22 protein-coding genes are annotated in these 26,289 nt (G+C 46.5%); 1 reads left to right on the forward strand and 21 read right to left on the reverse strand.

From position 1 onward, the window contains the following. Positions 1 to 82: 82 nt before the first annotated feature. The 8 genes from G5B12_RS00315 to G5B12_RS00350 form a co-directional block, all read right to left on the reverse strand. A complete protein-coding gene (locus G5B12_RS00315) occupies positions 83 to 1,006 on the reverse strand; it encodes a sugar phosphate nucleotidyltransferase (RefSeq protein ID WP_021977830.1) in 924 nt (307 codons plus the stop codon). A 145-nt stretch (positions 1,007 to 1,151) separates the two neighbouring features. After that, complete coding sequence (locus G5B12_RS00320; protein WP_174087539.1) at positions 1,152 to 2,507, reverse strand: sensor histidine kinase; 1,356 nt, start codon at positions 2,505 to 2,507, stop codon at positions 1,152 to 1,154. Beyond that, complete coding sequence (locus G5B12_RS00325; protein ID WP_021977828.1) at positions 2,504 to 3,178, reverse strand: winged helix-turn-helix domain-containing protein; 675 nt, start codon at positions 3,176 to 3,178, stop codon at positions 2,504 to 2,506. The genes G5B12_RS00320 and G5B12_RS00325 overlap by 4 nt, the downstream gene beginning before the upstream one ends. 178 nt (positions 3,179 to 3,356) lie before the next feature. Further along, entirely contained in the window at positions 3,357 to 5,177 is a 1,821-nt protein-coding gene (locus tag G5B12_RS00330) for a Na/Pi cotransporter family protein (protein ID WP_174087540.1), read from the reverse strand. Positions 5,178 to 5,429: 252 nt separating this feature from the next. After that, positions 5,430 to 5,930, reverse strand: coding sequence for a transcription elongation factor GreA (greA, locus tag G5B12_RS00335; protein ID WP_021977826.1), 501 nt, complete (start codon positions 5,928 to 5,930; stop codon positions 5,430 to 5,432). Positions 5,931 to 6,066: 136 nt separating this feature from the next. Further along, the gene (locus tag G5B12_RS00340; protein ID WP_021977825.1) at positions 6,067 to 6,597 is read right to left on the reverse strand and encodes a CarD family transcriptional regulator; all 531 of its coding nucleotides are present in this window, start codon (positions 6,595 to 6,597) and stop codon (positions 6,067 to 6,069) included. A 344-nt stretch (positions 6,598 to 6,941) separates the two neighbouring features. Then, positions 6,942 to 9,977, reverse strand: coding sequence for a translation factor GTPase family protein (locus G5B12_RS00345; protein ID WP_174087541.1), 3,036 nt, complete (start codon positions 9,975 to 9,977; stop codon positions 6,942 to 6,944). A 35-nt stretch (positions 9,978 to 10,012) separates the two neighbouring features. Next, positions 10,013 to 11,569, reverse strand: coding sequence for an ABC-F family ATP-binding cassette domain-containing protein (locus G5B12_RS00350; protein WP_021977823.1), 1,557 nt, complete (start codon positions 11,567 to 11,569; stop codon positions 10,013 to 10,015). A 337-nt stretch (positions 11,570 to 11,906) separates the two neighbouring features. Here G5B12_RS00350 and G5B12_RS00355 point away from each other — a divergent pair, with 337 nt between their 5' ends. After that, a complete protein-coding gene (locus G5B12_RS00355) occupies positions 11,907 to 12,248 on the forward strand; it encodes a VOC family protein (protein ID WP_021977822.1) in 342 nt (113 codons plus the stop codon). Positions 12,249 to 12,393: 145 nt separating this feature from the next. On the opposite strand, the gene G5B12_RS00360 is transcribed toward G5B12_RS00355, so the two are convergent. The 13 genes from G5B12_RS00360 to tig all read right to left on the reverse strand — a co-directional run bounded on the left by G5B12_RS00360 (position 12,394) and on the right by tig (position 26,097). Then, positions 12,394 to 13,782, reverse strand: coding sequence for a sodium-dependent transporter (locus tag G5B12_RS00360; RefSeq protein ID WP_174087542.1), 1,389 nt, complete (start codon positions 13,780 to 13,782; stop codon positions 12,394 to 12,396). 197 nt (positions 13,783 to 13,979) lie between these two features. Continuing rightward, on the reverse strand, positions 13,980 to 14,372 hold the full coding sequence (rpsI, locus tag G5B12_RS00365) for a 30S ribosomal protein S9 (RefSeq protein ID WP_021977820.1): 393 nt from the start codon (positions 14,370 to 14,372) through the stop codon (positions 13,980 to 13,982). A gap of 16 nt (positions 14,373 to 14,388) precedes the next feature. After that, positions 14,389 to 14,817: a 50S ribosomal protein L13 gene (gene rplM, locus G5B12_RS00370; protein WP_021650595.1), complete on the reverse strand. Its 429-nt coding sequence runs from the start codon at positions 14,815 to 14,817 to the stop codon at positions 14,389 to 14,391. A 225-nt stretch (positions 14,818 to 15,042) separates the two neighbouring features. Then, on the reverse strand, positions 15,043 to 16,377 hold the full coding sequence (locus G5B12_RS00375; protein WP_118061980.1) for an MATE family efflux transporter: 1,335 nt from the start codon (positions 16,375 to 16,377) through the stop codon (positions 15,043 to 15,045). Between the two features lie 26 nt (positions 16,378 to 16,403). After that, positions 16,404 to 17,141, reverse strand: coding sequence for a tRNA pseudouridine(38-40) synthase TruA (truA, locus tag G5B12_RS00380; RefSeq protein WP_118061981.1), 738 nt, complete (start codon positions 17,139 to 17,141; stop codon positions 16,404 to 16,406). A 90-nt stretch (positions 17,142 to 17,231) separates the two neighbouring features. Beyond that, the gene (locus G5B12_RS00385; protein ID WP_021977817.1) at positions 17,232 to 18,035 is read right to left on the reverse strand and encodes an energy-coupling factor transporter transmembrane component T family protein; all 804 of its coding nucleotides are present in this window, start codon (positions 18,033 to 18,035) and stop codon (positions 17,232 to 17,234) included. Next, positions 18,032 to 18,919 carry an energy-coupling factor transporter ATPase gene (locus G5B12_RS00390; RefSeq protein WP_021977816.1) on the reverse strand — a complete coding sequence of 296 codons (888 nt, stop codon included), beginning with the start codon at positions 18,917 to 18,919 and terminating at the stop codon, positions 18,032 to 18,034. The genes G5B12_RS00385 and G5B12_RS00390 overlap by 4 nt, the downstream gene beginning before the upstream one ends. After that, positions 18,904 to 19,755: an energy-coupling factor transporter ATPase gene (locus G5B12_RS00395; protein ID WP_021977815.1), complete on the reverse strand. Its 852-nt coding sequence runs from the start codon at positions 19,753 to 19,755 to the stop codon at positions 18,904 to 18,906. The genes G5B12_RS00390 and G5B12_RS00395 overlap by 16 nt, the downstream gene beginning before the upstream one ends. A gap of 13 nt (positions 19,756 to 19,768) precedes the next feature. Further along, the gene (gene yihA / locus G5B12_RS00400) at positions 19,769 to 20,380 is read right to left on the reverse strand and encodes a ribosome biogenesis GTP-binding protein YihA/YsxC (protein ID WP_021977814.1); all 612 of its coding nucleotides are present in this window, start codon (positions 20,378 to 20,380) and stop codon (positions 19,769 to 19,771) included. Between the two features lie 69 nt (positions 20,381 to 20,449). Then, the gene (gene lon / locus G5B12_RS00405) at positions 20,450 to 22,762 is read right to left on the reverse strand and encodes an endopeptidase La (RefSeq protein ID WP_021977813.1); all 2,313 of its coding nucleotides are present in this window, start codon (positions 22,760 to 22,762) and stop codon (positions 20,450 to 20,452) included. Positions 22,763 to 22,779: 17 nt separating this feature from the next. Then, positions 22,780 to 24,093 carry an ATP-dependent Clp protease ATP-binding subunit ClpX gene (gene clpX, locus G5B12_RS00410; RefSeq protein ID WP_118062065.1) on the reverse strand — a complete coding sequence of 438 codons (1,314 nt, stop codon included), beginning with the start codon at positions 24,091 to 24,093 and terminating at the stop codon, positions 22,780 to 22,782. A 111-nt stretch (positions 24,094 to 24,204) separates the two neighbouring features. Further along, positions 24,205 to 24,786, reverse strand: coding sequence for an ATP-dependent Clp endopeptidase proteolytic subunit ClpP (gene clpP / locus G5B12_RS00415; RefSeq protein WP_021977811.1), 582 nt, complete (start codon positions 24,784 to 24,786; stop codon positions 24,205 to 24,207). Between the two features lie 24 nt (positions 24,787 to 24,810). After that, positions 24,811 to 26,097 (reverse strand): trigger factor, encoded by a 1,287-nt coding sequence (tig, locus tag G5B12_RS00420; protein WP_021977810.1) that lies wholly within the window; start codon positions 26,095 to 26,097, stop codon positions 24,811 to 24,813. Positions 26,098 to 26,289 lie beyond the last annotated feature (192 nt).

Genomic DNA, 26,289 nt, shown 5'->3' on the forward strand with positions numbered 1-26,289 from the left:
TCCACTGTTTCCACAATAGCTGAAACCCAGGTTTACTACCTGACTTTTCCCATATCTTTGAAAGTTTCTCAGAAATTTCCGGTTAATCCCAAAGTCCCTGCGGATAAAGTCCCTGATCTTTCAGTTTCTGGATTGCCGCAACCACTACCGGTTTGTCTTCTTTATAGGTGACTCCGTACCATTTGTCCTGTGTGGTAAGGACTTTGACGGTTGCTTTCTTTTCTTTTAAAAGTTCATCCACTACAAACGGAAGGAAATATTCACATTTCAGAGGATTCTCCGGAATATTCTTCTGGAGAAATACAGGAAAACGGTTTACCAGCTCTTTCATAAAACCGCCGGTAAAGCCCCACATGTTCATGGATACCGGTGTGTCTCCCGGAAGGCTGGTCCATGTTTTTCCATCGTCTTCTGTGTAGGCTGCTCCGCCGTCACGTTTCTCGATATGAGTTCTCTCATTGATGTCCGCAAGGTAACCGTCCGCATCTGTCTCGCAGACCCCACGGGATACATAGCCGTTGTCTGTCAGTGTATTTTCCAGACGGTAGCCTACCATCATATACTGGGCAGGAACGGTATCCTCCTGTGCCTGGGCCAGAAAATCATATGCCATCTTAAAAGCATGTGTTCCATAATAATCATCTGCATTGATCACCACAAACGGGCCGTCAATAACTTCAGCACAACTTAATACGGCATGTCCCGTTCCCCACGGTTTCACACGTCCTTCCGGAACCTGAAAGCCCTCCGGAATATTATTCAGATCCTGATGTACATAAACGATCTCCACCTTATCGCTTAAACGGTCGCCGATGGCATCGCGGAAATCCTGCTCGTTTTCTTTTTTTATAATAAATATTACTTTTTTAAAGCCTGCACGTACTGCATCATAAATGGAAAAGTCCATGATGATATGACCTTCCTGATCTACAGGATCGATCTGCTTCAGTCCGCCGTAGCGGCTTCCCATTCCTGCTGCCATTACTACCAGAACCGGCTCTTTCATAATCTTGTTCCTCCTGATATTTTTAGAGATTCAGGGATTTTTCCCCTTACATAGTTCGGGCCGGTCAGATTCTCATCCGGCCGGCCTTTGAACCTCGTTTTATTATACTACACTTCCCCTGGAAATCCTACTGCTTCTTTCCATTTTATCCCCGGGCCTGATCTTTTCCAGGAAAAACAATCTCCATTCTGGTTCCCTCACCCTGCTCACTTTCCACATGGATCTGTGCATGATGAAGGGTTGCTCCATGTTTTACAATGGAAAGGCCAAGCCCTGTTCCTCCGGTCTGCCTGGAATGGCTTTTGTCCACCCTGTAAAAACGCTCAAAGATCCTGCCCTGTTCACTTTTCGGAATGCCGATTCCATCGTCTACCACACAGTAAAACGGATTTCCCTTACGGTTTCCGACCATGATACGCACATGACCATTCTGTTCTGTATAGCGCACCGCATTATCCGCAATGTTAAAAAACATCTCATACAGCACATGACGGACACCCTGGATCTTCTCGGAACTTCCTGTAAGCTCCAGGGATATATTTTTCTTTTCCGCTGGATGACGGAGATTGTTCTGTACATCTTCCGCAAGCTCATAAAGGTCCACTTCCTCAAAAGGAACTTCACTGTTGCTTTCATCCAGTCTGGACAGCTGTATGATATCTGCCACCAGATTGGAAAGACGTACCGCCTCATGATAAATCCTTCCGGAAAATTCCTGGACATGATCTGCCGGAACCATTCCGTTCATCATCAGCTCCGCATATCCGGAAATGGACATCAGCGGTGTTTTCAGCTCATGGGATACATTGGCCGAAAATTCTTTCCGGATTTTTTCGGCCTCTTTCAGCTCTTTTACCTGCTGCCGGATCTGACGGTTCTGCTCATCCACCCGCACAAGAAGGGGGCGTAATTCTTCGTAGCACACATTGTTCAGCGGATGCTCCAGGTCCAGATCATTGATCGGTTTGATCAGCTCCCTGGTCTGCCTCTCGACAAACGCAAACTCCAGGATCAGGACCAGTACCATCAGGATTCCAAGAACCGCAAGGCTTGAAATCCAGGTAGAATATACAGAATCTACCGTCTTTCCTACCCTTAAGACATTCCCGTTATCCAGCCGCACCGCATAATAAAAAGTCTTTTTGGCAAATGTCTCGGAATAACGGATACTTTCACTTTTTCCGTCTTTTTCCGCTTCCATAAACTCCGGACGGTTGCTGTGATTTTCCAGTTTTTCCGGGGATGTCTGGGAATCAAAAAGTACGGTTCCGTCTTTTTGGATCAGTGTTACACGGCTGGAGGATACTGCCCGCAGTCTTTTTGAGAGAAACGTATCTCCACATTCTTCCATGCCAAGGCAGATGTACCTGGCCTCCTCGCGGACCCCATTTTGCATGTAAGTGTTGAATTTACTGTAAGTGACTACACTTGCTGCCAGAAAGGTGATCAGGACAGCAAGGACGATCATAATACTTGTATGATTCAGGATCTTTTTTTTCATAAGTGATCTCCGATCCGGTATCCGACTCCGCGCACAGTCTCGATCAGATTTCCTGCCTCCCCCAGCTTCTGCCGGAGGGTTCGCACATGTACATCCACCGTTCTTGTCTCACCGTCAAAATCATATCCCCAGACATGACACAGGATCTGATTTCTGGACATAACCAGGCCTTTATTCTCAAGAAGATACTCCAGCAGTTCAAATTCCTTTCTGGTAAGCTCTTTCAATTCGCCCTGATAGCTGACTTCATGACGGGCTACATTAACCCGGAGGTCTTTGCAGTGCAGTTCCCGCTCCTCGTTCTGTCTTGCGCAGCGCCTGAGAACTGCTTTTACCCTGGCTACAAATTCCATCATTCCAAAAGGCTTCGTGATATAATCATCCGCACCGCCCTCCAGACCTTTCACCTTATCAAATTCCGCTTCTTTGGCAGTGACCATGATCACCGGGATATCCCTGGTCCTGGTATCGCTTTTCAGCCGTTTCAGAATATTATATCCATCTTCTCCCGGGAGCATAATGTCCAGAAGGATCAGTTCCGGCAGGCTTTTTTTCATCGCTGCGTCAAACTCCACTCCTGTCTCAAACCCTTCTGCCTCGAATCCGGTTGTCTCCAGGGTATAGACAAGAAGCTCCCGGATGTTTCGTTCATCTTCCACACAGTAGATCATTCCACATCCCTCTCCGTTCGTTACACCGGCTGTTTTTTTGTCAGCCGTATTTTTATTTTTTCTGTTTTCAGTATAACTATTTTCCTTTTACTGCACAAGCCCTGGTTCTCCACACTTTTGCGGATAGCCAGGGCATATGAAAGCCGACATTTCTATCAGCCTTTTATGATTCTGTTTTTTATGCACCAGCGGTTACTGTTTTATCCTTTGCTATTTCTTCGGATAATGTTGGAAGCTGATACTGTCTGCGAATCAGCTCCAGTTCCCGGTAGAATGTTTCATCCGGGCTGTGCTTGATCTGTTTCAGGTGCTGATGCGTATCAAAGGAATCTTCATGCACCTGGGTTACACAGACGCCGATGTTGGAACAGTGGTCTGCCACCCTCTCCAGGCTGGTAGTCACATCAGAAAGGATAAATCCCATTTCAATGGTACATTCTCCTGCGCGAAGTCGCTGGATATGACGGTATTTCAGCTCCTTGCTCAGCTCATCGATCACTTCTTCCAGAGGTTCGATCTCACGGGCCAGCTGTACATCCTGATTTTCGTAAACCTTATAGGCGATATCCACGATATCCTCCACCGCATGTTCCATGACACGAAGTTCCTCCAGAGCTTTTTCGGAGAACTTCAGTCCTTTTTCATGAAGCTCCTGGGCAGATTCCATAATATTCACGCCGTGATCGGAAATTCTCTCAAAATCACCGATACAGTGAAGCATAATGGAAATGCTGTGGCTGTCATGCACAGAAAGATCTTTCTGGTTCAGTTTTACAAGATAGGTTCCAAGCTCATCCTCGTAACGGTCCACCTTTTTTTCCGATTCTTCAACTGCCTTCTTTCCGTCTGCACTGAAATGCTTCAGGAGATCCAGAGCTGTAAACAGAGTTCTGTGGGAATCCTCTGCCATTTTTTTTGCGGCATTTCGGCTCTGCTCAACTGCAAATGAAGGCTTTTCCAGAAAACGGCTCTCCAGGATCATGAAATCCGGATCTGCTGCCACAGCTGTCTCGGTTTCTTCTTTTTTGTCCCGGATGGTAAGACAGGCAAGTTTCTCCAGCCATTTTCCAAAAGGAAGCAGAACCAGTGTTGCTGTAACATTAAAGGCACTGTGCAGGATCGCGATTCCCGCCGGTGTTGCAGCCTGTGGCATAAATGAAAAATGCACTGCCGCATTTACCGTATAGAATACTGCCATAAAAAGCACAGTTCCGATCAGGTTAAAATACAGATGGATCATTGCCGCACGTTTGGCATTTACATTCGCACCAATGGCAGAAAGAATAGCTGTGATACAGGTTCCGATATTCTGTCCCATGATGATCGGAAGCGCTGCACTGAACGGTACCATTCCGGTAAGGCAAAGTGCCTGCAGGATACCGACAGATGCGGAAGATGACTGAATGATCGCAGTAAGCACCGCACCGGCCACAACTCCCAGCAGAGGATTTGAAAATTTCACAAGCATTCCGGTAAATTCCGGTACATCTGCCAGCGGTTCAACAGCTCCGCTCATGGCACTCATTCCATACATCAGAATTGCAAATCCCACAAAAATGGTTCCCACATCTTTTTTCTTCTGGCTCTTTGTAAACATGATCAGAATTACGCCAACCAGAGCAAGAATCGGTGAAAATGATGTCGGTTTAAAAAGCCGGATAATAAAGTTATCACTCTGGATTCCGGTAAGACTTAAGATCCAGGATGTTACTGTGGTACCGATATTTGCACCCATGATAATTCCCACTACCTGGGAAAGTTTCATGATTCCCGAGTTTACAAAACCTACAACCATAACCGTGGTTGCTGATGAAGACTGGATCACAGCGGTTACACCCATTCCTAGAAGAACCGCTCTGATCGGGCTCGATGTAAGGGTTTCCAGAATACGTTCCAGTTTTCCACCTGCGACTTTCGCAAGTCCGTCTCCCATTAAGTTCATTCCATAAAGGAAAATAGCAAGGCCGCCAAGCAATGCCAGTACGCTGAAAAAGTCCATAATACTCTCCTTCACTTTCTCTTTTAGATATGTTTGATTTCCTTTTTTCTCATTTCAACGTTTTTCATGATAGCGGCCCTTTGTAAAGTTTTCCCCACCGGAATGTAAAATCTATGTAAAAAAATAAGACAAAAGACCTGATTGCAGGTCTTCTGCCTTAGATTCTTTTTCGTGATAATTCTCCGGTAATCCGGATTTTCAGAGAAGTGTCCTATATATCGGACACCGGTTTTCTGTAATTGAAGGCTTCAATCAGAATCCGCGGATCTCCTCATCCTCGGAACCTGTTTTATCGATAGACTTGATCACAAGGTAATAACTGTAATCATCATTGACCTTCACTTCGACCCGGTCACCGACGCGATGTCCCCGAAGTGCTTTTCCAATAGGGGATTCAATGCTGACACGGTTCTCCATGGAATTTCCACGGATGGAAGTGACCAGCTTGTACTTTTCCACTTCATTGTCTTCTTCAAAAAGCACTTCTACGATATCATCCATCCCCACTTCATCATCTCTGGAATCATCGGATACAATGGATGCCGTCTTCAGCATTCTCTCCAGATAACGGATACGGCTCTCGTTCTGGTTCTTATGTTTCTTGGCTGCATAGTACTCAAAGTTCTCACTTAAATCTCCCTGGGCACGTGCTTCCTTAACTGCCTCAATGGCTTCCTTACGGACTACCAGTTTACGGTGTTCGATCTCCTGCTCTATTTTTTCAACATCCTTGCGGGTAAGCTGTTCTCTCATTCTTCTGGCATCTCCTTTTCTTTACAGCATTCAGGCTGATCCTGCATCTGTTCTACACTTCCTGCAGTCCTGTGTCACGGATACAGAATTTCCCGAAAGGTTACCGGAAATACCATAGCAGATACGCCTCACTTTGTCAAACAGCGCAGGCCTGTTCTTCTTCTCTGTGCTGATGCACCCGCTGTTCAATATAACCTGCCATATGTTCTTTGGGAATATCCAGTAGCATGGAAAATTCAGAATAGAGATGATCCTCTGCCAGTTTCAGATACCGTTCATCTGTAGCGGTTGTTTTTTTGCCATGAGATAATCTGGCCTGTTTGCGAATATAGATTGTCTTGATGATCCGGAGAAGATCTCTGCATTCGCAGGTGCGGATACATTTTTTGTAGCTGTCTTCCCTGAATTTTTCGTTCTCAATACTCAGTGTCTCTATGGAAGGAATTTCGTCGATCAGTTTCTCAGCTTCTTCTTTTGTAATGATTCCACGAAGCACCTGTTTCCCGCCTTCTACCGGTGTAAAAATCTTTCCTTCCGTCTCCCCTCCCGGCCTTAATATATAATAAAGTCTCTCCGAGGAGGAACCGTCCATCTTCATTGTAGTAACTCCCGTCACCTGGCAGATTCCGGTACGGCCATACACAACATATTCGCCTGTTTCAAACATTTTTCCACATCCTTTCATTTTTTGCTTTTTCTTCTGTTATCGTGGCGTCTTATTGTGCTCTGTGAGCATTTCAATGTCCCTGAATTGCTCTAATGAAAACTCCCTGCCAGGGTATATATCCGGACAGGGAGCTTCTCACTGAGGATTCTATCCTTATTTTACTACTTTTCCCATTTATTTGCAAAAGAATTCAAAAAGCTTTTTTATTTTTGTGAAATATGCTCATAATAGAGAGTTTATACTTTTTGTGCAGTTTTTACAGCCTGTAGCCGGTATTTTTCCGAAAATAAAAGACTGTACACCTTTTTATTTCCCGGTGTACAGTCCGTTCTTTCTGGTATCTGTTATAATTCTTCTTTTTTCTTTCTTCCCAGACGGATATCTTCCATATGAGACTTTAATTCCGGGGTCATGCTGTCAAAGAGATATGTTTTGCTGCTGTCCCGGCGTTCCTGCCATTCTTCCCTCATCTGCTGTTTTGCGGAGGCAATCTCCTCTTTAAAACCGCGGGCTGAGATTCTGGCAGCTCCCTGGCCCATGATGATGATCTGTTCCAGGCCATCGGATGTGGCAACTGTCACATTATGTTTCCGTCCGATTTTATGGACAGTACGCTCAATATACTGGTCTGCGGTCTCTGCTTCTCTGGTATAAACCACATGGATGTTATGGTACTGGAAGGTTTCCTCCGGATGGCCTTCCACACGGTAAGCATCAAATACCAGGATCAGGATACAGCCTTTGATGCCCTGATAATCACTTAATATGTCCATTAAACGGGTCTGGGCCGCATGAAAATCAGCCTGGGCAAGATCTCTTAAATCTTCCCATGCAAAAATAATGTTGCATCCATCTACCAGAAGATAGTCGTCTCTGTGGATGGCAGGATTGCTGTTTCTCCAGGCACCCTGACTGGTTTTCCCCGGAAGTTCTGAAGATTGAGAGCGTTTTCCACTGTTTCCGTAAAAGCTGCTGCCGCTTTCCAGATTTCCGAAGCTTCTGCTGTTGCTGTTATATTTCTTCGATTTCACAGGACCGAAAGTTTTCTCAAAGATTGCCTTCAGCTCTTTCTCCTCTTCGTAGCTTCCATACATCGAAGTATATTTCCCACGGGAGGTTTTTCCTGTCCCATAACTGGTACTGTGTGTATCTTTTCCCTGCACGGAATATCCTCTTCCGGAAGCTTCCGCAGTTCCCGTACTGCTGTCACCGGAATCATCATACGCATCGTCCCAGTCCTGGATCTCTGCACCGTCCAGATGCATATATTCCTCTACCTCATACCACGGAACCACAAAACCTGCTCCGTGAGCACAGAATACAGATCCCGTAGGATTCTCAAGATCTCTCTCGGAATCATAGCCGATCTCCTGGACGATCTGCTCCTGATCCTGGCATGGTTCATAGCCTTTCAGCGTACAGGTGAGATGGCCTTTTCCTCTTGTGTAGGAAATTACCTGGCTCTGATAATCCCGCATTTTTGCAACCGGTGCACTGCCTGTGATCACAGCCAGTTCTCCCTCTGTCTCCGGTCCCTGGAAGTTTCCCTGCATCCGCTGGATATCGGTCATGGCACGGCCCACATTTTCGGCCGGAAGTTCCAGACGGAAGCTGTAGTATGGTTCCAGAAGAATGGTTTTCGCTTTTTTGAGGCCCTGACGCACTGCACGGTAAGTTGCCTGACGGAAGTCTCCGCCTTCCGTGTGTTTCTGATGTGCCCGTCCGGTAAGAAGAGTGATCTGCATATCGGTGATCGGTGATCCTGTAAGTACACCAAGATGCTCTTTTTCTTCCAGATGGGTGAGGATCAGGCGCTGCCAGTTCCGGTCCAGCTGGTCTTCACTTGCCGCTGTAAAAAACTGCAGCCCGCTTCCTCTTTCTCCCGGTTCCAGAAGAAGATGCACTTCCGCATAATGGCGCAGTGGTTCAAAATGTCCTACGCCTTCCACCGGTGCGGCAATGGTTTCCTTATATACAATATTTCCGGTTCCGAATTCCACTGCCACATGGAAGCGTTCCCAGATAAGATGTTTCAGAATCTCAATCTGTACCTCACCCATGAGCATGGCATGGATTTCTCCCAGCTGCTCATCCCACATAATATGAAGCTGTGGCTCTTCCTCTTCCAGCTCTTTCAGGCTTTTCAGCATCTTGTGGGCATCGCAGCCCTCCGGAAGGATGATCTGATAATTCAGCACCGGCTCCAGAACCGGCATGACAGACTCCCGCTCAACACCCAGGCCCTCTCCCGGATAGGTTTCGGTAAGGCCTGTTACCGCACAGACGGTTCCTGCCTCCGCTTCTTTGAGCATCTCAAACTTCGCACCGGAATAAATACGGATCTGATCCACTTTTTCCTCCCAGATCTCTTCTTCCGGAATTCCTTTTCTCCCTGCATTGGTAAGCGTTTCTTTTACTTTCAGGCTGCCGCCTGTGATCTTCATGTAAGTCAAGCGGTTACCCTGATCATCCCTGGCGATCTTGAAAATTTTTGCACCGAATTCAGATGGGCAAACAGGCGCTGCCATATAGGTTTCCATACCGTGAATGAATGCATCTACGCCTTCCATTTTCAGAGCTGAGCCAAAGAAACAGGGGAAAAGCTTCCGCTCCAGGATCAGCTTTACCACAGCTTTCTTTTTGATAATCCCTGTTTCAAGAAAGTTTTCCAGAAGATTTTCATCACATACGGCGATATTTTCCAGAAAATCATCGGTTCCGTTGATATGGTCGCTTTTTTTGCTGTCTGCAAAACGTCCATCATGATCCATCTGCTTTTCCACTCCGGATTCATTTTCAGGCTCACCGAAAGTTTTCCCGAAGTTATCCACCTGCTGCATGGCTTTCCCGGATTCTTCTGCACCGTGGCACTCCAGTTCTCCACCAAAATCCACACAGTTTCCACTTAATTTCTTCTTCAGCTCCTGAAGAAGCCCCTCTCTGTCTGTTCCGTCCTGATCCATTTTGTTCACAAAAAGAAATGTGGGGATCTTATACTGTTCAAGAAGTCTCCACAGTGTCTGGGTATGGCCCTGCACACCATCCGCTCCGTTGATCACCAGAATCGCATAATCCAACACCTGCAGTGTGCGCTCCATTTCCGCAGAAAAATCCACATGCCCTGGAGTATCCAGAAGCGTCACATTAAACGCTCCCATAGAAAAAACTGCCTGCTTGGAAAAAATGGTAATGCCTCGTTCCCGTTCCAGTTCATACGTATCCAGATATGCGTCTTTATGATCCACACGTCCGATCTTCCGGATCCTTCCGCATTTAAAAAGCAGGCCTTCCGATAAAGTTGTCTTTCCTGCATCTACGTGAGCCAGCACACCCAGGCTTATTTGTTTCTGTTCTTGTATCTTCTGAGGTTTTTCACCCATGAAATACCCCTTTCTTTTCTATCGTAATTACATCATCAGAAAATCTTTGTCGTCCACTTGCTCATATCCCATACTTCATTTACCACATCCTGATAAAATTCCGGCTCATGGCAGATGAGAAGGATACTTCCGCGGTATTCCCGGAGAGCTTTTTTCAGCTCGTCTTTTGCATCCACATCCAGATGGTTGGTGGGCTCATCCAGAAGCAGGATATTGGTATCACGGTTCACCAGTTTGCAGAGACGGACCTTTGCCTGCTCACCACCGCTTAAGACACGGACCTGGCTTTCGATGTGTTTGGTTGTAAGGCCGCATTTTGCCAGTGCGGAACGTACCTCATACTGGGAAAATGACGGGAATTCCTGCCACAGTTCTTCGATACAGGTGGTCTTGTTCTCGCCTTTTACTTCCTGCTCAAAATATCCAATTTCGAGATTTTCTCCCTGCTCCACACTTCCGGAGATCGGTTTGTTCAGGCCAAGAAGGCTTCGTAACAGTGTCGTTTTACCGATACCATTGGTTCCTACCAGGGCAATCTTCTGTCCACGCTCCATGGTAAAATTCAGCGGTTTGGAAAGTGGTTCATCATATCCGATGACCAGATCATGTGTTTCAAAAAGCATCTTGCCCGGTGTGCGTCCATAGCGGAAGTTAAACTCCGGCTTCGGCTTCTCTGCTGCCAGCTCGATCACATCCATCTTGTCCAGTTTCTTCTGGCGGGACATGGCCATATTTCTTGTAGAAACACGTGCCTTGTTTCTTGCTACGAAGTCTTTCAGCTCACTGATCTCCTGCTGCTGTTTTCGGTAGGCAGCCTCCAGCTGTGCCTTCTTAACCACATAGACTTCCTGGAAATGGTCGTAGTCTCCTACGTAACGGTTCAGTTCCTGATTTTCCATGTGATAGATGATATTAACTACAGAATTCAGGAACGGAATATCGTGTGAAATGAGGATAAAGGCGTTTTCATAATCCAGAAGATATCTTTTCAGCCATGCAATGTGTTCCTCATCCAGATAGTTGGTTGGCTCATCCAGAAGCAGGATGTCCGGCTTCTCAAGAAGCAGTTTGGCAAGGAGTACCTTGGTTCTCTGGCCTCCGCTTAAGTCTGTAACATCACGGTCCAGTCCCAGATCCAGAAGTCCCAGTGCCCGGGCAACTTCCTCTACTTTTGCATCAATGGCGTAAAAATCATGAAGTGTCAGTTCGTCCTGGATGGTTCCGAGTTCTTCCATCAGTGCATCCATCTCGTCAGGATCTGCAGTTCCCAGTTTGTCGCAGATCTCGTTCATGCGCTCTTCTTTTTTCAGAAGGGGATCAAAAGCGGATTTCAGCACCTGGCCGATGGTCATGCCTTTTTCCAGCACTGCATGCTGATCCAGATAGCCTGCGTGGACATTTTTTGCCCATTCTACTTTTCCCTCGTCTGGCATCAGTTTACCGGTTACGATGCTCATAAATGTGGACTTTCCTTCGCCGTTGGCGCCTACAAGTCCAATGTGTTCTCCCTTCAGAAGACGGAAAGACACGTCTTCAAAAATCGCTCTGTCTCCAAATCCGTGAGTCAGGTGTTCTACATTTAAAATACTCATTTGTTATATTCCTTTATTGTTGTGATTTTTGTATTATATTTGTTTTCCTTTATGCTGCCATCCCGATGGGATCCCTGTTTGCAGGATTCCTTTTTGATGGAGCGGATTTTTCGATGCTATATATTATACTTGATATTCTTCTCTGCTGTAAAGCCAAATCTCCGCATCCTCTGTGTTCTCTGGTCTGTCTGTACCTTTTCTCATGAAAATCCCTCACTGACCAGAAAACTCCCCCTGTATAATAATCTTTTTTCCTTGCCAGTTATCACAAAATCGCTTATTCTTATGACAGATAAAAAATCTCATATACATCATATACAAAGGAGGAACGATTTTTATGGCAAAGATCGATCATGCAGCGATCCGTACTTCTTCTTATGAAGATGCACAGAAATTTTTTGAAGATGTTTTTGACATGCATATGTGGCGGGAGATCGGGGAAAAACCAGAGCGCAAATGCTGGTTCCGGGAAGGTATCCAGCTCTGTGAAGTTTCTGCCATCAACACAGATGCAGAGAACGGATATGACCACATTTCCATTGCCGTTGATTCTGTGGAAAAAACAATGGAAAAGATCAAAGCTTATCCGGTAAAGCCGATCAATGACCACTGGTTTTCTCTTCCGGATGGAACAAGGATCGAGCTGAAACTGCTGGCTAACTGGAAGGTTAACGACTGATATAGCACGTTAAATCAATATATGGGAGCACTGAAACCAGCTTTCCTTGCCTACAGCGTAACTATCTATGGCATAAAAAAAGATCAGATGAGAATGATTTCATTCAACATTCATTCTCACCTGATCTTTTTTATAACTTTATTTTTTACATACTGATGATTCCAAGCACGTTTGCAATGGAACTTAACAGTACAATGATCAGGCAGACAGGTGCCAGATACTTAATAAAAAACTTGTACAGCCCTTTTCTGCGGAATTTCGAAGACTGCTCGATCTCCGCTGCAATCCTGTCATATCCCACAACACGTGTTACCAGGAAACAGGTGGCAAGTGCTGCCAGAGGCATCATCACGGAGTTTGTCATAAAGTCAAAGAAATCCAGGAAATTCATTCCGAAGATCTTCAGGAAATCCAGCACCCCATATCCCATGGAAGATGCAGTTCCGAACACAAACATGATCACTGCCATCAGGATACAGCATTTCGCACGGCCCCAGTGAAGCTCATCCATAAAGGTAGATACGCTTGTCTCCATCAGAGAAACCGCACTGGTCAGTGCCGCAAGAAGAACCAGCACGAAAAACAGGATTCCTGCGCCGGTTCCCACTCCCATAGTTGCAAAAACCTTCGGCAGCGTGATAAACATCAGTGAAGGACCAGCCTGCAGTGTATCCGGATTTCCGCCTGAGAAAGCAAACACTGCCGGAATGATCATTAGGCCGGCAAGGATTGCAATACCTGTGTCAAAAATCTCCACCTGTGTGGTAGACTGTTCCATATCCAGCTTCTTATGCATATAGGAACCATAGGTATATAAGATACCCATTGCAATAGAAAGCGAATAAAACATCTGACCCATGGCTGTCACAACTGTCATCCAGGAAAAATTCTTAAAGTTCGGAATCAGGAAATATTTTACTCCTTCCATAGCTCCTGGCCGTGTCATTGAATAAATGGCAACAATCACAGCCAGAACTACCAGAACCGGCATCATGATCTTTGACATAAGTTCTACGCCATTTTTTACGCCGCCAAGGATGATGGCAAATACCAGCACTGCAAACACCAGAAACCAGGCTTCCACCTGCCAGGAATCCGCAATAAAACTTCCAAAATAACCATCTTCGGAAACCTTCTGCACATTTCCTCTTAAATACTCCACCAGATACTTGATAACCCATCCACCGATGGTGCTGTAATACGGCACGATCAGCATCGGGATCACGGCGTTCAGCCATCCACCGATCTTAAACGGTGCGCTCTTTCCAAAATGTTCAAATGCTCCGACCGGACTCTTACGCGTCATTCTTCCCAGCGCTGTCTCCGACATGATCAGCACATATCCAAATGACACGGTCAGCAGGATATAAACCAGCAGGAACATTCCTCCGCCGTACTTCGCCGCCAGGTAAGGAAAACGCCAGATATTTCCCAAACCTACCGCAGATCCGGCAACAGCCAGCACATAACCGATCTTCCCGGAAAAACGTCCCCGCTGATGATGGCTGTGACCGGATTTTTTCACTTCACTCATCCATAAAACCCTCCTTAAATTCCTGTGTAAAAAAAACTCCCACAGGATCGCGCCTATGGGAAGTCCGTATGATAATATAGTATCAAAAAATGGGGGAAATGTCAAAAGAAAGGATAATGTCCTTTTCTTACATAAAAAACCCCAGGAACCATAGGTTCCCAGGGTCTGATGTTCTGATATTCGATATGTCGGTCTGATTATCGCTTGGAGAACTGCGGAGCTCTACGAGCAGCTTTGAGACCGTACTTCTTACGCTCTTTCATACGTGGATCACGTGTAAGGAATCCAGCAGCTTTAAGAGCTGGTCTGTAGTCGTTGTCTGCCTCGAGAAGGGCTCTGGAAAGGCCATGACGGATTGCTCCAGCCTGTCCTGTGTATCCACCGCCGCGAACGTTAACGATCACGTCGAATTTACCCTCTGTCTCTGTTAAAGCCAGTGGCTGACGAACGATAACTTTCAGAGTCTCAAGTCCGAAGTACTCATCGATGTCTCTTTTATTGATAGTGATTTTACCTGTTCCAGGTACCAGGTAAACTCTTGCGATTGATTTCTTTCTTCTTCCTGTTCCGTAGAATTTTGCGCTAGCCAATGTTTTCTACCTCCTATTAAAATGTTAAAACTTCAGGCTTCTGAGCCTCATGTTTGTGCTCTGGTCCTGCGTATACGAAAAGTTTCTTGTTCATAGCTCTTCCAAGAGGTCCTTTCGGAAGCATTCCCTTAACTGCGAGCTCGATAACCTTCTCAGGTTTCTTTGCTAACATTTCTTTTAATGTGGTTTCTTTCATTCCACCAACATAGTCGGAGTGGTTATAATAAATCTTCTGCTCAAGCTTCTTGCCTGTAACTTTGATCTTATCAGCGTTTACAACGATTACATAATCTCCTGTGTCAACGTGCGGTGTAAACTGAGGTTTGTTCTTTCCTCTTAAAACACTTGCAACACCGGATGCCAGACGTCCCAGAGTGCAACCCTCTGCGTCAACTACATACCATTTTCTTTCGATTTTATCCGGATTAGCCATATAAGTCTGCATGGTCCTACCTCCTGTTATTTATCAACGATAATGTTTCTCAAACCGCGGTACTTCCGCGAAAAAAAGTAAATGGAAACGCGGGTGCAAAATAAATCGCGGAAATGTCCGAAACCGCTGATAAAATGCCATCGCCGGGGCTATTGGCTCTAGCATCTTCGCACTACGTCACATTGAGTTATTATATTATAAGGTACCTTGGCTGTCAACTGTTTTTTCTTGTAATTTTCAACAAAATTCCTGTTTTCTCACCTTCCGGTAAACTACGATCTGATACAGCACAACACTGATCCAGCCGATCCCTGTGGCAAAGGCGACAGCCTCAAGCCCCATCCTGCCGATCAGAAGATAGGACAGAACCACACGGATGGAAATATGCAGTGTGCTTCCGATCACCGGAACGGAAATCTTTCCGATTCCACGGAAGAATCCCACCCCTGCGTTTCCGATGAAATTCAGGATGTAAAAGACAGATACCACATTCATATACAGAACTGCATTTTTCATTACAGTTTCTGACGGATTTCCCATAAGAAGCTGTACTGCTCCTCTTGTCAGAGCTGCCTGCAGTGCCGACAAAATGATGACAAATACGATCATCAGCCCAAGCCCCTGATGAAATCCTTTCAGCGCTCTCTTTTTATCTCCTGCGCCACGGTTCTGGGCCACAAATACAGAGATGGCTGTGGAACCGCTGTCTCCGAAGGAATTGGAAAATCCTTCGATCCTGGTGGTCGCCGTATATGCGGAAATGATCTCTGTTCCGCCGGAGTTTACCGCTCCCTGGACCAGCATCTTTCCAATGTAAATGCTGGACTGGTGAAGTGCCGACACAGCACCGAAATTGGCTGTTCTCTTCAGAAGCGGCAGATCCATCCCCATATCTTTCCGGCTGAAGAAGAAAATGGGATGTTTTTTCCTCATGATCCACAGACATACGCCTGCGGAAAAAAGCTGGGCGATCACAGTTGCCAGAGCGGTTCCGGCAGTTCCCATATGCAGTCCCGGTACAAAAGCAACATCCAGTGCCAGATTCATGCACATGGCAATAAAAAGAGTCCACAGCGGCGTTTCCGTATCTCCGGCAGCCCGGAGCACTGCAGAGCACCAGTTATAAAGGAAGGTGGCAGGAAGTCCGATAAAAATGATCTGAAGATAAGCCACAACATAAGGCTCTACCTCCGGCGGTGTCTGGATCAGGCCCAGCACCGGATACAGAACCAGAAGGCTTACAATACTCAAAACAATGGTAAAGCCCCCTCCCGCGCTCAGCGAAAGGAAGCTTTCTTTTCGAAGTTTTTCATAATTTTTCTGCCCGTAGAGTTCTGCAAAAATAATGGACATTCCATTACATCCACCATTGAGGATAAAGATAAACAGGTTCATGATACTGCCTGCAACGCCAATGCCTGCAAAGGCTTCTGTTCCCACATATCTTCCCACAATAAAAGAATCTATGGTGTTGTAAAACTGCTGCAGGATATTTCCCAATACCAGAGGAATGGTCAGTGCGATCAGTTCACTCTTAATATTTCCATGCAGCAGATCCTGCGTATTTTTCATTTCAGTGCCTCTTTTTCGTACCTTTTTCAGAAAAACTCGATTCCCATCAGGGTCAGTCCCTGAGCCGGAGCTGTTGGACCTGCCGCAGCCCGGTCACAGGCTTTGAGGATCTTATCCATCCGTTCCGGAGGATACTGTCCGTTTCCAATCTCGATCAGGGTTCCGGAAATGATACGCACCATATTGTAAAGGAATCCGGTTCCGGAAACACGGATGGTCACCATATCCCCGTCTCTCCACACGTCCATGGAAGTAATCGTTCGGATAGTTGTCTTCACCTGGGCACCGGAACCACAGAAACTGGCAAAATCATGGCGCCCGATCAGATAGGAGGTTGCCTCCTTCATCTTATCCACATCCAGCTTGTAATGATAGAAATACGAATACAGTCTTTCTGTGGGAACCGGGAATTTCCGGTTCAGGATACGGTACTCATATGTTTTTTCACTGTCACAGTAACGGGGATGAAAATCCGGTTCCACCTCTTCAGAAAGCTGGATACGGATATCTTCCGGAAGTCTCTGGTTCAGTGCATAGGAAAATTTTTCCCCGGGGATCCTGGACTCGGTATCAAAAACCGCCACATTTCCAAGAGCATGTACCCCTGCATCTGTACGGCTGGCACCGATGGTCTCAATCTTTTCTCCAAGCAGCTCACTTAAGGTATCGTTTAAGACACCCTGAATGGTCGTTCCGTTTGGCTGTGTCTGCCAGCCGGAATAATGCGTTCCATCGTAAGCCACTACAAGTCCTACTCGTTTCATAAAATAATATACCTCCTGATGCAGGCATCTTCTGACACTGCTTATCCATAGCTGAATACTCACAGTCTCACAGGAATCCGCCTGGCTCGGTTACAGTCCCACTACACGGAACGCCACTCCAACTGCAAGATATGCCACAAGGATCACAAATGCAATGTAATCTCTCTTTTCATAATGCAGCGGTTTCATCTGCGTTCTGTGATCACCGCCGTGGTAACATCTGGCTTCCATGGCCATGGCAAGGTCATTGGCACGGCGGAACGCAGAAATAAACAGCGGTACAAGAAGTGGTACCATGTTTTTTGCCTTCTGAATCAGGTTTCCGTTTTCAAAATCCGCACCTCTGGCGATCTGTGCCTTCATGATCTTATCGGTCTCCTCCAGAAGGATCGGAATAAAACGAAGGGCAATGGACATCATCATGGCGATTTCATGAACCGGCACATGGATCTTATTCAGCGGGCGGAGAAGTCTCTCCAGACCGTCTGTCAGATGATTCGGTGTGGTGGTCAGTGTCATAATGGAAGATCCGATCACAAGGTAAACAAGACGGATCGCCATTCTTCCAGCAAGAACAAGACCTTCCTTCGTAACCTTGATGATTCCGAAACGCCACAGTACTTCACCTGGCGTCAGGATAATATTGAACACAACGGTGATCAGAAGGATCATCACAATGGCCTTCAGACCTTTGAACATGAATTTCACAGGAACTTTTGAAATTGCGATCATGGCCACCAGAAATACCGTTGCCACCGCATATCCAAGAAACGTATGGAACAGGAACACGGAAATCAGAAATCCCAGAGTTCCCAGGAATTTGGTCCGGGGATCCAGTCTGTGAAGAACGGATTTTGCCGGATAATACTGGCCAATGGTAATATCTCTGATCATTTTTCCGCTCCTCCTTCTTTCAACAGCGGAGAATCTGAAGCTTTCAACGCAGCAAGAATGCTGTCTCTGGCCTCTTCCACTGTTGTGGCATCTGCATCCACATTCAGTCCATGCTCCTTCAAAGCATGCATGATATAAGTGATCTGCGGTGCTGCAAGTCCCATGGTTTCCAGTTCTTTATAATGGGAAAAAACTTTCTTGGGAGTATCATCAAATACCGCTTCTCCGTGGTTCATAACAATAAGCCGTTCCACATATTTCGCAATGTCTTCCATGCTGTGGGACACCAGAACAATGGTGATTCCTCTCACTTTATGAAGTTCCGCGATCTGATCCAGGATATCATCCCTGCCCTTCGGGTCAAGACCTGCTGTAGGCTCATCCAAGATCAGGATCTTCGGATTCATGGCAAGCACGCCTGCAATGGCCACTCGTTTCTTCTGGCCTCCGGAAAGTTCAAAAGGAGATTTTTTGAAATTGGATTCTTTTACTCCAACATGTGTCAGTGCCTGCTTCGCTTCCTTCTCCGCTTCCTCTCTGGAAAGTCCCTGATTCATAGGTCCAAAACACACATCGGAAATCACATCATTCTCAAAAAGCTGATGCTCCGGATACTGGAACACCAGGCCAACTTCGCTGCGTAGCTGCTTCCGGTCGTATTTTTCCGCCCACACATCTTCTCCGTTATACAGAACCTGTCCGGATGTAGGCTGTACCAGTGCATTCAGATGCTGGATCAGCGTGGATTTTCCGCTTCCTGTGTGTCCGATGATCCCGATAAACTGGCCGTCCGGGATCACCAGGCTGACATCTTTCAGCGCATGGCTCTCATAGGCTGTCCCGGGGCTGTAGGTATAGGTTACATTTTTTAATTCGATTGACATAATGCGCTCACCAGCTCCTCTGTAGTCAGTATTCCATCCGGAACATCCACACCGGATTTCTTCAGTTCATATGCAAGAAGTGTTACCTGCGGTACATCCAGGCCGTATTTTTTGAGGGTATCCACCTGGGAAAAGATCTCTTTTGGATTTCCCTGCATCACAACATTTCCACTGTCCATGACGTAGACACGGTCTGCATGGATCACTTCCTCCATGTAATGCGTGATCAGGATAACGGTTACTTTTTCCTTACGGTTCAGTTCCCTCACAGCCTCCAGAACTTCTTTCCGTCCGTTGGGGTCCAGCATGGCGGTTGGCTCATCCAGAATGATACATCGCGGACGCATGGCCATCACACCGGCAATGGCTACACGCTGTTTCTGTCCTCCGGAAAGTTTGTTTGGTGACTGATAGCGATAAGCTGTCATGCCAACTTTTTCCAGGCTGTCATTCACCCGTTTCCAGATATCATCCGTAGGGATTCCCATATTTTCCGGGCCAAACCCCACATCTTCTTCCACAACAGTTCCTATGATCTGGTTGTCCGGATTCTGAAATACCATTCCAGCCTTCTGGCGTACTTTCCAGAGTTTGGTCTCTCTGGCAGTATCAATCCCGTCCACCAGCATGGTTCCCTCTGTTGGGATCAGAAGCGCATTCATATGCTTTGCCAGTGTGGATTTTCCAGAGCCGTTATGTCCCAGAACTGCCACAAATTCTCCTGCTTCAATGTCCAGGTTTACATCATTGACTGCACGCTGCATGTCTACTACATTGCCATCGTCATCATATCTCTGATAGTCAAATCCCAGCTTGAGCGCCTTGATAATTCCCATCTTTTTGTTCTCCTTAATCCTCTGTAGCTGCCGGTTCAGCAAGTCCGGTCAACTCGTCGATCAGTGCCCATATCTCGTCTCTTCCCTGCTTGGTTTCTGCAGAAAAAGGAAGGATTTTTCCTTCTTTCGGAAGGCCCAATCCAATACGGATCTCCTTGAGGCTTTTTGCCACCTGGCTGCGTTTCAGTTTATCAAGTTTGGTTGCGATGATCACCGGCTCATATCCATTGTGGCAGATCCAGTCATACATCTGCTTGTCATTGGCAGAAGGTTTGTGGCGGATATCCACCAGAAGAAAAACTGCACGGAGCTCTTTGGAATTGTGAAGATAGCCCTCGATCATTTTTCCCCATTTTTCCTTCTCTGCCGCGGAAACCTTGGCATAGCCGTAGCCTGGCAGGTCTACGAGATACATTGCTTCATTGATATTATAAAAATTGATGGTCTGTGTTTTTCCAGGCTGTGCACTGGTCCTTGCCAGGGCCTTGCGGTTCATCAGACCATTGATCAGGGAGGATTTCCCTACATTTGATTTTCCCGCAAAAGCTACCTCCGGCCTTCCTGTGTCCGGGATCTTGCTTGTGATTCCGCAGACAATATCCAGTGATACGTTTTTGATTACCATTCGTTGTTCCTCCCTTTTCTCGGAAAAGCCCTGTCCTGAAAAACAGGGCAGGGTTTTTTCTGTTTTTGTCTATGCAAGAGCTTCACCAAGAACTTCTTTCATATTGTCCACAAACTGGATATTCAGCCCCTGGATGATCTCTTTATCCATCTCCTCAATATCCGGACGGTTTTTCTCCGGAACAAGGACTTCTTTTATCTTTGCGTATTTGGCTGCAAGCAGCTTCTCTTTCAGTCCACCGATCGGAAGCACGCGGCCTCTTAAGGTGATCTCACCGGTCATGGCAAGATCCGCACGCACCGGTTTTTCGATAATTGCGGACAGCATGGCAGTTGCCATGGTTATACCTGCGGACGGGCCGTCTTTTGGAACAGCACCTTCCGGGATATGTACATGCATATCATGTTTCTGGAAAAATTCCGGATCGATCTTATACTGATCTGCTACAGAACGGATATAGCTGATGCCTGCCTGTGCAGATTCTTTCATCACATCGCCCAACTGTCCGGTGAGAAGCAGTTCTCCTTTTCCAGGCATGATGTTGACCTCGATCTGAAGGGTATCGCCGCCTACCTGTGTCCAGGCAAGGCCACGGGCAATTCCGATCTCATCCTTCTCATTGGCCATCAGATAGTTATATCGTTCTTTGCCAAGGAATTTGGAGATATTTCTGGATGTGACCACAACTTTATCCTTGCCTTCTTCCATAAGCGCACGTGCGGTCTTCCGGCAGATGCGTCCGATATTTCTCTCCAGGGAACGGACTCCGGCTTCCTTGGTATAGTTGTTGATCAACTTACCGAGAGCTGCCGGCTGGATCACCAGTTTTCCTTCCGGAATCCCGTTGATCTCCATCTGTTTCGGAATCAGATGTTCCCTTGCAATATGTTCCTTCTCATTCTCCGTATAGCCTGGAATTTCCATCAGTTCCATACGGTCAAGAAGAGGTCTCGGGATTCCCTGTACGTCATTGGCCGTTGCAATAAACAGTACTTCGGAAAGATCCTGAGGGATCTCCACATAGTGATCGTTGAACTTACTGTTCTGCTCCGGATCAAGGACTTCCAGAAGTGCCGCAGAAGTGTCTCCCTTATAGTCACTGCTGGTCTTGTCGATCTCGTCAAGAAGCATCAGCGGATTGCTGACTCCGGCTTCTTTCAATGCAACCGTGATCCTTCCGGGCATGGCGCCGACGTAGGTCTTTCTGTGTCCACGGATCTCCGCTTCATCACGGACACCGCCGAGACAGATGCGGACGTATTTTTTGTTCATGGCCTCCGCCACAGAACGGGCAATGGAAGTTTTTCCGGTTCCGGGAGGTCCCACCAGGCAGAGGATCGGGCTCTTTCCCTTGTGGGTCAGTTTCCGGACCGCAAGAAATTCCATGATACGCTCTTTAACATCTTTCAGTCCGTAGTGGCCTTCTTCCAGTACTTTCCATGCATTCTCAAGATCCTCGGAATCCTCGGATTTCTTATTCCACGGAAGTGCAAGAACAGTCTCCAGATAGCCTCTCTGTACCGTTGCCTCCGCTGCACTGGCTGCCATTCCTTTAAAACGGCTGATCTCCTTGGAAATCTTCTCTTTTACTTCATCGGATGCATCCAGCTCTTTCAGCTGTTTCTTAAACTCCTCGATATCATCTGCAGTATTATCCTCACCCAGTTCTTCACGGATAGTTTTGAGCTGTTCACGGAGGATATACTCTCTCTGATTCTTATCAATATGGGATTTCACCTTGCGCTGGAGATCTTTGGTGATATGGATCACTTCGATCTCGCTGCCAAGAAGTGCTCCCAGGATCTCATAACGGTCATTCAGAGACACTGCTTCCAGAAGCTTCTGCTTGTTCTGATAGGACATCGGAAGGTTCACCGCAATCTGGTCGATGGTCTCCTTAACATCCTCAATGGTCATGATCTGTGTTACCAGATCTTTGCTTATCTTTCCGCTCTCTCTGCAATATCTCTGGAAAAGTTCCCGGATGCTGCGAAGCATGGCATCTTTCACCGGTTCCGGATACTCCTCTTCCTGGGCGGTAACGATCTCACATTCCGCTTTCAGGTAGGGTTCTTCCTGCTCCAGGCTCAGTATTTCAGCTCTGTCCAGTCCTTCTACCAGAACCCGGTAAAGATCCTGCGGAAGTTTCACCACCTGCTTGATGTATGCAATGGTTCCTACCCGATACAGATCATCAAGTTCCGGTGTTTCCACTTCCGGGTCCTTCTGTGTCAGCAGAAAGACCTTCTGGTCATGGAGCATGGCTGCTTCCACGGCACGGATGGATTTCTCTCTGCTCACATCAAAGTGTACGATCATCTCCGGAAGGACCGTAGTCCCACGTAGAGCAATCATTGGCATTATATTGACCTGATTTGTCATTTATGTCATTCCCTTCATCAAGCTGTTTCCGGCTTGCCTTTCTTTCTCGAACGGGATGTTTTGTGTCCTGCTTTCTTGGCAGGAGACTTGGCCTCCCCGTGGATGATCTCCGGCTCTCCGGTTCCCTCCACTGCCTCTTTTGTGACGATACATTTACGGATGGTATCGTCAGAAGGTGTCTTGTACATCAGATCCATCAGGGTATGCTCCATGATGGCACGAAGTCCTCTGGCACCTGTTTTTCTCTCAAGAGATTTCCGGGCAACTGTCTCAAGTGCCTCATCCTGGAACTCAAGTTCCACACCGTCCAGCTCAAAAAGCTTGTCATACTGCTTGGTGAGGGAGTTCTTAGGCTCTTTTAAGATTCGGATCAGTGCTTCTTCATCCAGGGAATCCAGTGTCACAACAACCGGAACTCGTCCGATAAACTCCGGGATCAGACCGAATTTGATAAAGTCTTCCGGCATAACTTCTTTCAGGACTTCGCCTACATTGCGGTCTTCCTTCTCAGAAACCTCTGCTCCAAAACCAATGGACTTGGTATCCTGTCTTGCCTCGATGATCTTCTCCAGTCCATCAAAAGCACCACCGCAGATGAACAGGATGTTTGTCGTATCGATCTGGATAAACTCCTGATGCGGATGCTTTCTTCCGCCCTGCGGCGGAACACTTGCAACGGTTCCTTCCAGGATCTTCAGAAGTGCCTGCTGTACGCCCTCACCGGACACATCTCTGGTAATGGAAGTGTTCTCGGATTTTCTTGTGATCTTGTCGATCTCATCAATATAGATGATTCCGTACTGCGCACGTTCAATATCGTAATCTGCTGCCTGAATGATCTTCAGAAGAATATTCTCAACATCCTCGCCAACATAGCCTGCCTCTGTGAGAGTAGTGGCATCTGCGATGGCAAAAGGAACATTCAGAAGTCTCGCCAGTGTCTGTGCAAGAAGTGTCTTACCGGAACCTGTAGGACCAAGCATCAGGATATTACTCTTCTGCAGCTCAACGTCCAGATTTCTGGAAGCAAGAATTCTCTTGTAATGATTGTAAACAGCCACAGAAAGTGCCTTCTTGGCATCGTCCTGACCAATGACATATTCATCCAGGATACTGTGGATCTCTTCCGGTTTCAGAAGGTTGATCCCTGTTTCGTAATCTGCTTCATGATCATACATATTGAATTCTTCTTCCATGATCTCGGAACAGATACCGATACATTCATCACAAATATACGCTCCATCCGGACCTGCGATCAGTTTCCGTACCTGGTCTTCGGTCTTATGGCAAAAGGAGCATCTTACCTTTCCTTCTCTTACTTTATCTGCCATATCTTTTTGTTTCCTTTCTAAACGTAAATGTCCGTCTCCCGCAGACATTTAAAATTCCTTTTTAAAGCAAGATAAGACTCCTGTGTCTTTACAGGAGTCTTTTCTTACGCATTATTTGTGGACTACAACACCATCGATCAGACCATATGCCTTCGCTTCTTCTGCTGTCATATAGTTATCACGGTCAGTATCTTTCTCCACAATCTCAAGAGGCTGTCCGGTATTCGCGGAAAGAATTTCGTTCAGCTTCTTTTTGGTTTTTGCGATCTGGTCAGCTACGATCTGGATCTCTGTAGCCTGCCCCTGTGCACCGCCTGATGGCTGGTGGATCATGATCGTTGAATTCGGCAGTGCGTATCTCTTGCCTTTGGCACCGGAAGACAGGAGGAAAGCTCCCATGCTGGCTGCCATTCCAAGGCAGATTGTAGATACATCACACTTGATATACTGCATCGTATCATAGATCGCCATTCCGGCAGTTACAGAACCACCCGGACTGTTGATATAAAGCTGGATATCCTTGGAAGGATCTTCTGCTTCCAGGAAGAGAAGCTGTGCAACGATCAGGTTCGCACTGACATCGTTAACCTCTTCTCCAAGGAAAATGATTCGGTCCTTAAGAAGTCTTGAATAGATATCGTAACTTCTTTCTCCTCTGCTGGTCTGCTCAATGACGTAAGGTACTAAACTCATTTTACCCTCCATTTCCGAGGTTTATTACGCCTCTACAGCTGCATCGGCAACTAATGTAACAGCTTTCTGAACAGCCATATCTTTCTTCATCTGCTCCATCTCGTTCTCACCGATGAGATCTTTTAATTTGTCTGCTTCCATCTTGTACATCTCTGCCATCTTGGAGATCTCTTCGTTAACCTCTTCCTCTGTTGGCTGGATGTTCTCTACCTCAGCGATCTTCTCAAGAACCAGTCTTGTCTGGATTCTCTTAAGAGCCTGTGGCTTCATGTCTTCCATCATCTTCTCAACGCTCTGGCCTGTAAACTGGAAGTACTGCTCCATGGAAAGACCCTGGGACTGCATTCTTCTTGCGAAGTCGTCAAGCATCTGACGTGTCTGAGTCTCGATCATTGCCTCCGGAATATCCATCTGGGCATTCTCGATCACTTTATCTACTGCTGCGTCCTCTTTTGCACGACGAGCATCTTCTGCTTTTTTCTCTGTCAGGTTCTTCTTAACGTCTTCTTTGTACTCAGCAAGTGTATCAAACTCAGATACATCTTTAGCGAAGTCATCGTCAAGCTCCGGAAGCTCTTTCGCTTCGATCTTCTTAACGTCGCACTGGAATACTGCTTCCTTACCAGCGAGCTCTTTTGCCTGATACTCCTCAGGGAATGTTACTTTAACTTCTACATGGTCACCAGTCTTGGCACCGACAAGCTGCTCCTCAAATCCCGGGATGAATGTGTTGGAACCAAGTGTCAGCGGATAATCTGTTCCTTTACCGCCCTCGAATGCCTCTCCGTCTACGAAGCCCTCGAAATCGATAGTTGCTGTGTCGCCATTCTCGGCTGCGCGATCCTCAACTGTGATCGTTCTGGAGTTCTTCTCCTGCTCTTTCTTAAGCTCTGCCTCAACTTCCTCGTCTGTTACTTCTGTCTCAGACTTCGGAACCTCAAGTCCTTTATAGTCGCCAAGAGTTACCTCTGGTTTGGTAGCTACTTCTGCTGTAAAGATAAATGGTTTGCCAGGCTCAACCTGTGTTACATCGATCTTAGGCTGGGAAACGATCTCAAGATCACACTCAGCAAGTGCTTTGCTGTAATGCTCTGGGATCAGAGCGTTAGCAGCATCCTCAAGGAATACTCCCTTACCGTACATCTGCTCGATCATTTTTCTAGGAGCTTTTCCTTTACGGAATCCCGGAATGGAAATTCTGCCTTTTGCTTTCTGATATGCGTTCTGCATTGCTTTGTCAAGATCCTCGGCGGAAACCTCGATTGTAAGTTTCGCCATGTTTTTCTCCATTTTCTCAACCTGTAAACTCATGTTTCTTGTTCCTCCTTAATTATATCGAGTAAATACCTTATTATATAAATAGTTAACACTCGCATTTTATATATTTACAGTCATTTCTGTAGTATAGCATAATCACTGTAAAAACGCCAGTATTTTTTTCGCCATATATGGCTCTTATACCGCTGTAAATCCCCTGTTTTCCGTAAAAATCCCGTTCAGAAG

The organism is Blautia sp. MSK.20.85 (genome assembly GCF_013317245.1).
Lineage (GTDB): Bacteria > Bacillota > Clostridia > Lachnospirales > Lachnospiraceae > Blautia_A.

Bases quoted from the DNA above. Each gene is read 5' to 3' on its own strand.
- G5B12_RS00315 (WP_021977830.1), bottom strand. From the start codon at position 1,006: ATGAAAGAGCCGGTTCTGGTAGTAATGGCAGCAGGAATGGGAAGCCGC.
- G5B12_RS00320 (WP_174087539.1), bottom strand. From the start codon at position 2,507: ATGAAAAAAAAGATCCTGAATCATACAAGTATTATGATCGTCCTTGCT.
- G5B12_RS00325 (WP_021977828.1), bottom strand. From the start codon at position 3,178: ATGATCTACTGTGTGGAAGATGAACGAAACATCCGGGAGCTTCTTGTC.
- G5B12_RS00330 (WP_174087540.1), bottom strand. From the start codon at position 5,177: ATGGACTTTTTCAGCGTACTGGCATTGCTTGGCGGCCTTGCTATTTTC.
- greA (WP_021977826.1), bottom strand. From the start codon at position 5,930: ATGAGAGAACAGCTTACCCGCAAGGATGTTGAAAAAATAGAGCAGGAG.
- G5B12_RS00340 (WP_021977825.1), bottom strand. From the start codon at position 6,597: ATGTTTGAAACAGGCGAATATGTTGTGTATGGCCGTACCGGAATCTGC.
- G5B12_RS00345 (WP_174087541.1), bottom strand. From the start codon at position 9,977: ATGGGTGAAAAACCTCAGAAGATACAAGAACAGAAACAAATAAGCCTG.
- G5B12_RS00350 (WP_021977823.1), bottom strand. From the start codon at position 11,569: ATGAGTATTTTAAATGTAGAACACCTGACTCACGGATTTGGAGACAGA.
- G5B12_RS00355 (WP_021977822.1), top strand. From the start codon at position 11,907: ATGGCAAAGATCGATCATGCAGCGATCCGTACTTCTTCTTATGAAGAT.
- G5B12_RS00360 (WP_174087542.1), bottom strand. From the start codon at position 13,782: ATGAGTGAAGTGAAAAAATCCGGTCACAGCCATCATCAGCGGGGACGT.
- rplM (WP_021650595.1), bottom strand. From the start codon at position 14,817: ATGCAGACTTATATGGCTAATCCGGATAAAATCGAAAGAAAATGGTAT.
- G5B12_RS00375 (WP_118061980.1), bottom strand. From the start codon at position 16,377: ATGAAAAATACGCAGGATCTGCTGCATGGAAATATTAAGAGTGAACTG.
- truA (WP_118061981.1), bottom strand. From the start codon at position 17,141: ATGAAACGAGTAGGACTTGTAGTGGCTTACGATGGAACGCATTATTCC.
- G5B12_RS00385 (WP_021977817.1), bottom strand. From the start codon at position 18,035: ATGATCAGAGATATTACCATTGGCCAGTATTATCCGGCAAAATCCGTT.
- G5B12_RS00390 (WP_021977816.1), bottom strand. From the start codon at position 18,919: ATGTCAATCGAATTAAAAAATGTAACCTATACCTACAGCCCCGGGACA.
- G5B12_RS00395 (WP_021977815.1), bottom strand. From the start codon at position 19,755: ATGGGAATTATCAAGGCGCTCAAGCTGGGATTTGACTATCAGAGATAT.
- yihA (WP_021977814.1), bottom strand. From the start codon at position 20,380: ATGGTAATCAAAAACGTATCACTGGATATTGTCTGCGGAATCACAAGC.
- lon (WP_021977813.1), bottom strand. From the start codon at position 22,762: ATGACAAATCAGGTCAATATAATGCCAATGATTGCTCTACGTGGGACT.
- clpX (WP_118062065.1), bottom strand. From the start codon at position 24,093: ATGGCAGATAAAGTAAGAGAAGGAAAGGTAAGATGCTCCTTTTGCCAT.
- clpP (WP_021977811.1), bottom strand. From the start codon at position 24,786: ATGAGTTTAGTACCTTACGTCATTGAGCAGACCAGCAGAGGAGAAAGA.
- tig (WP_021977810.1), bottom strand. From the start codon at position 26,097: ATGAGTTTACAGGTTGAGAAAATGGAGAAAAACATGGCGAAACTTACA.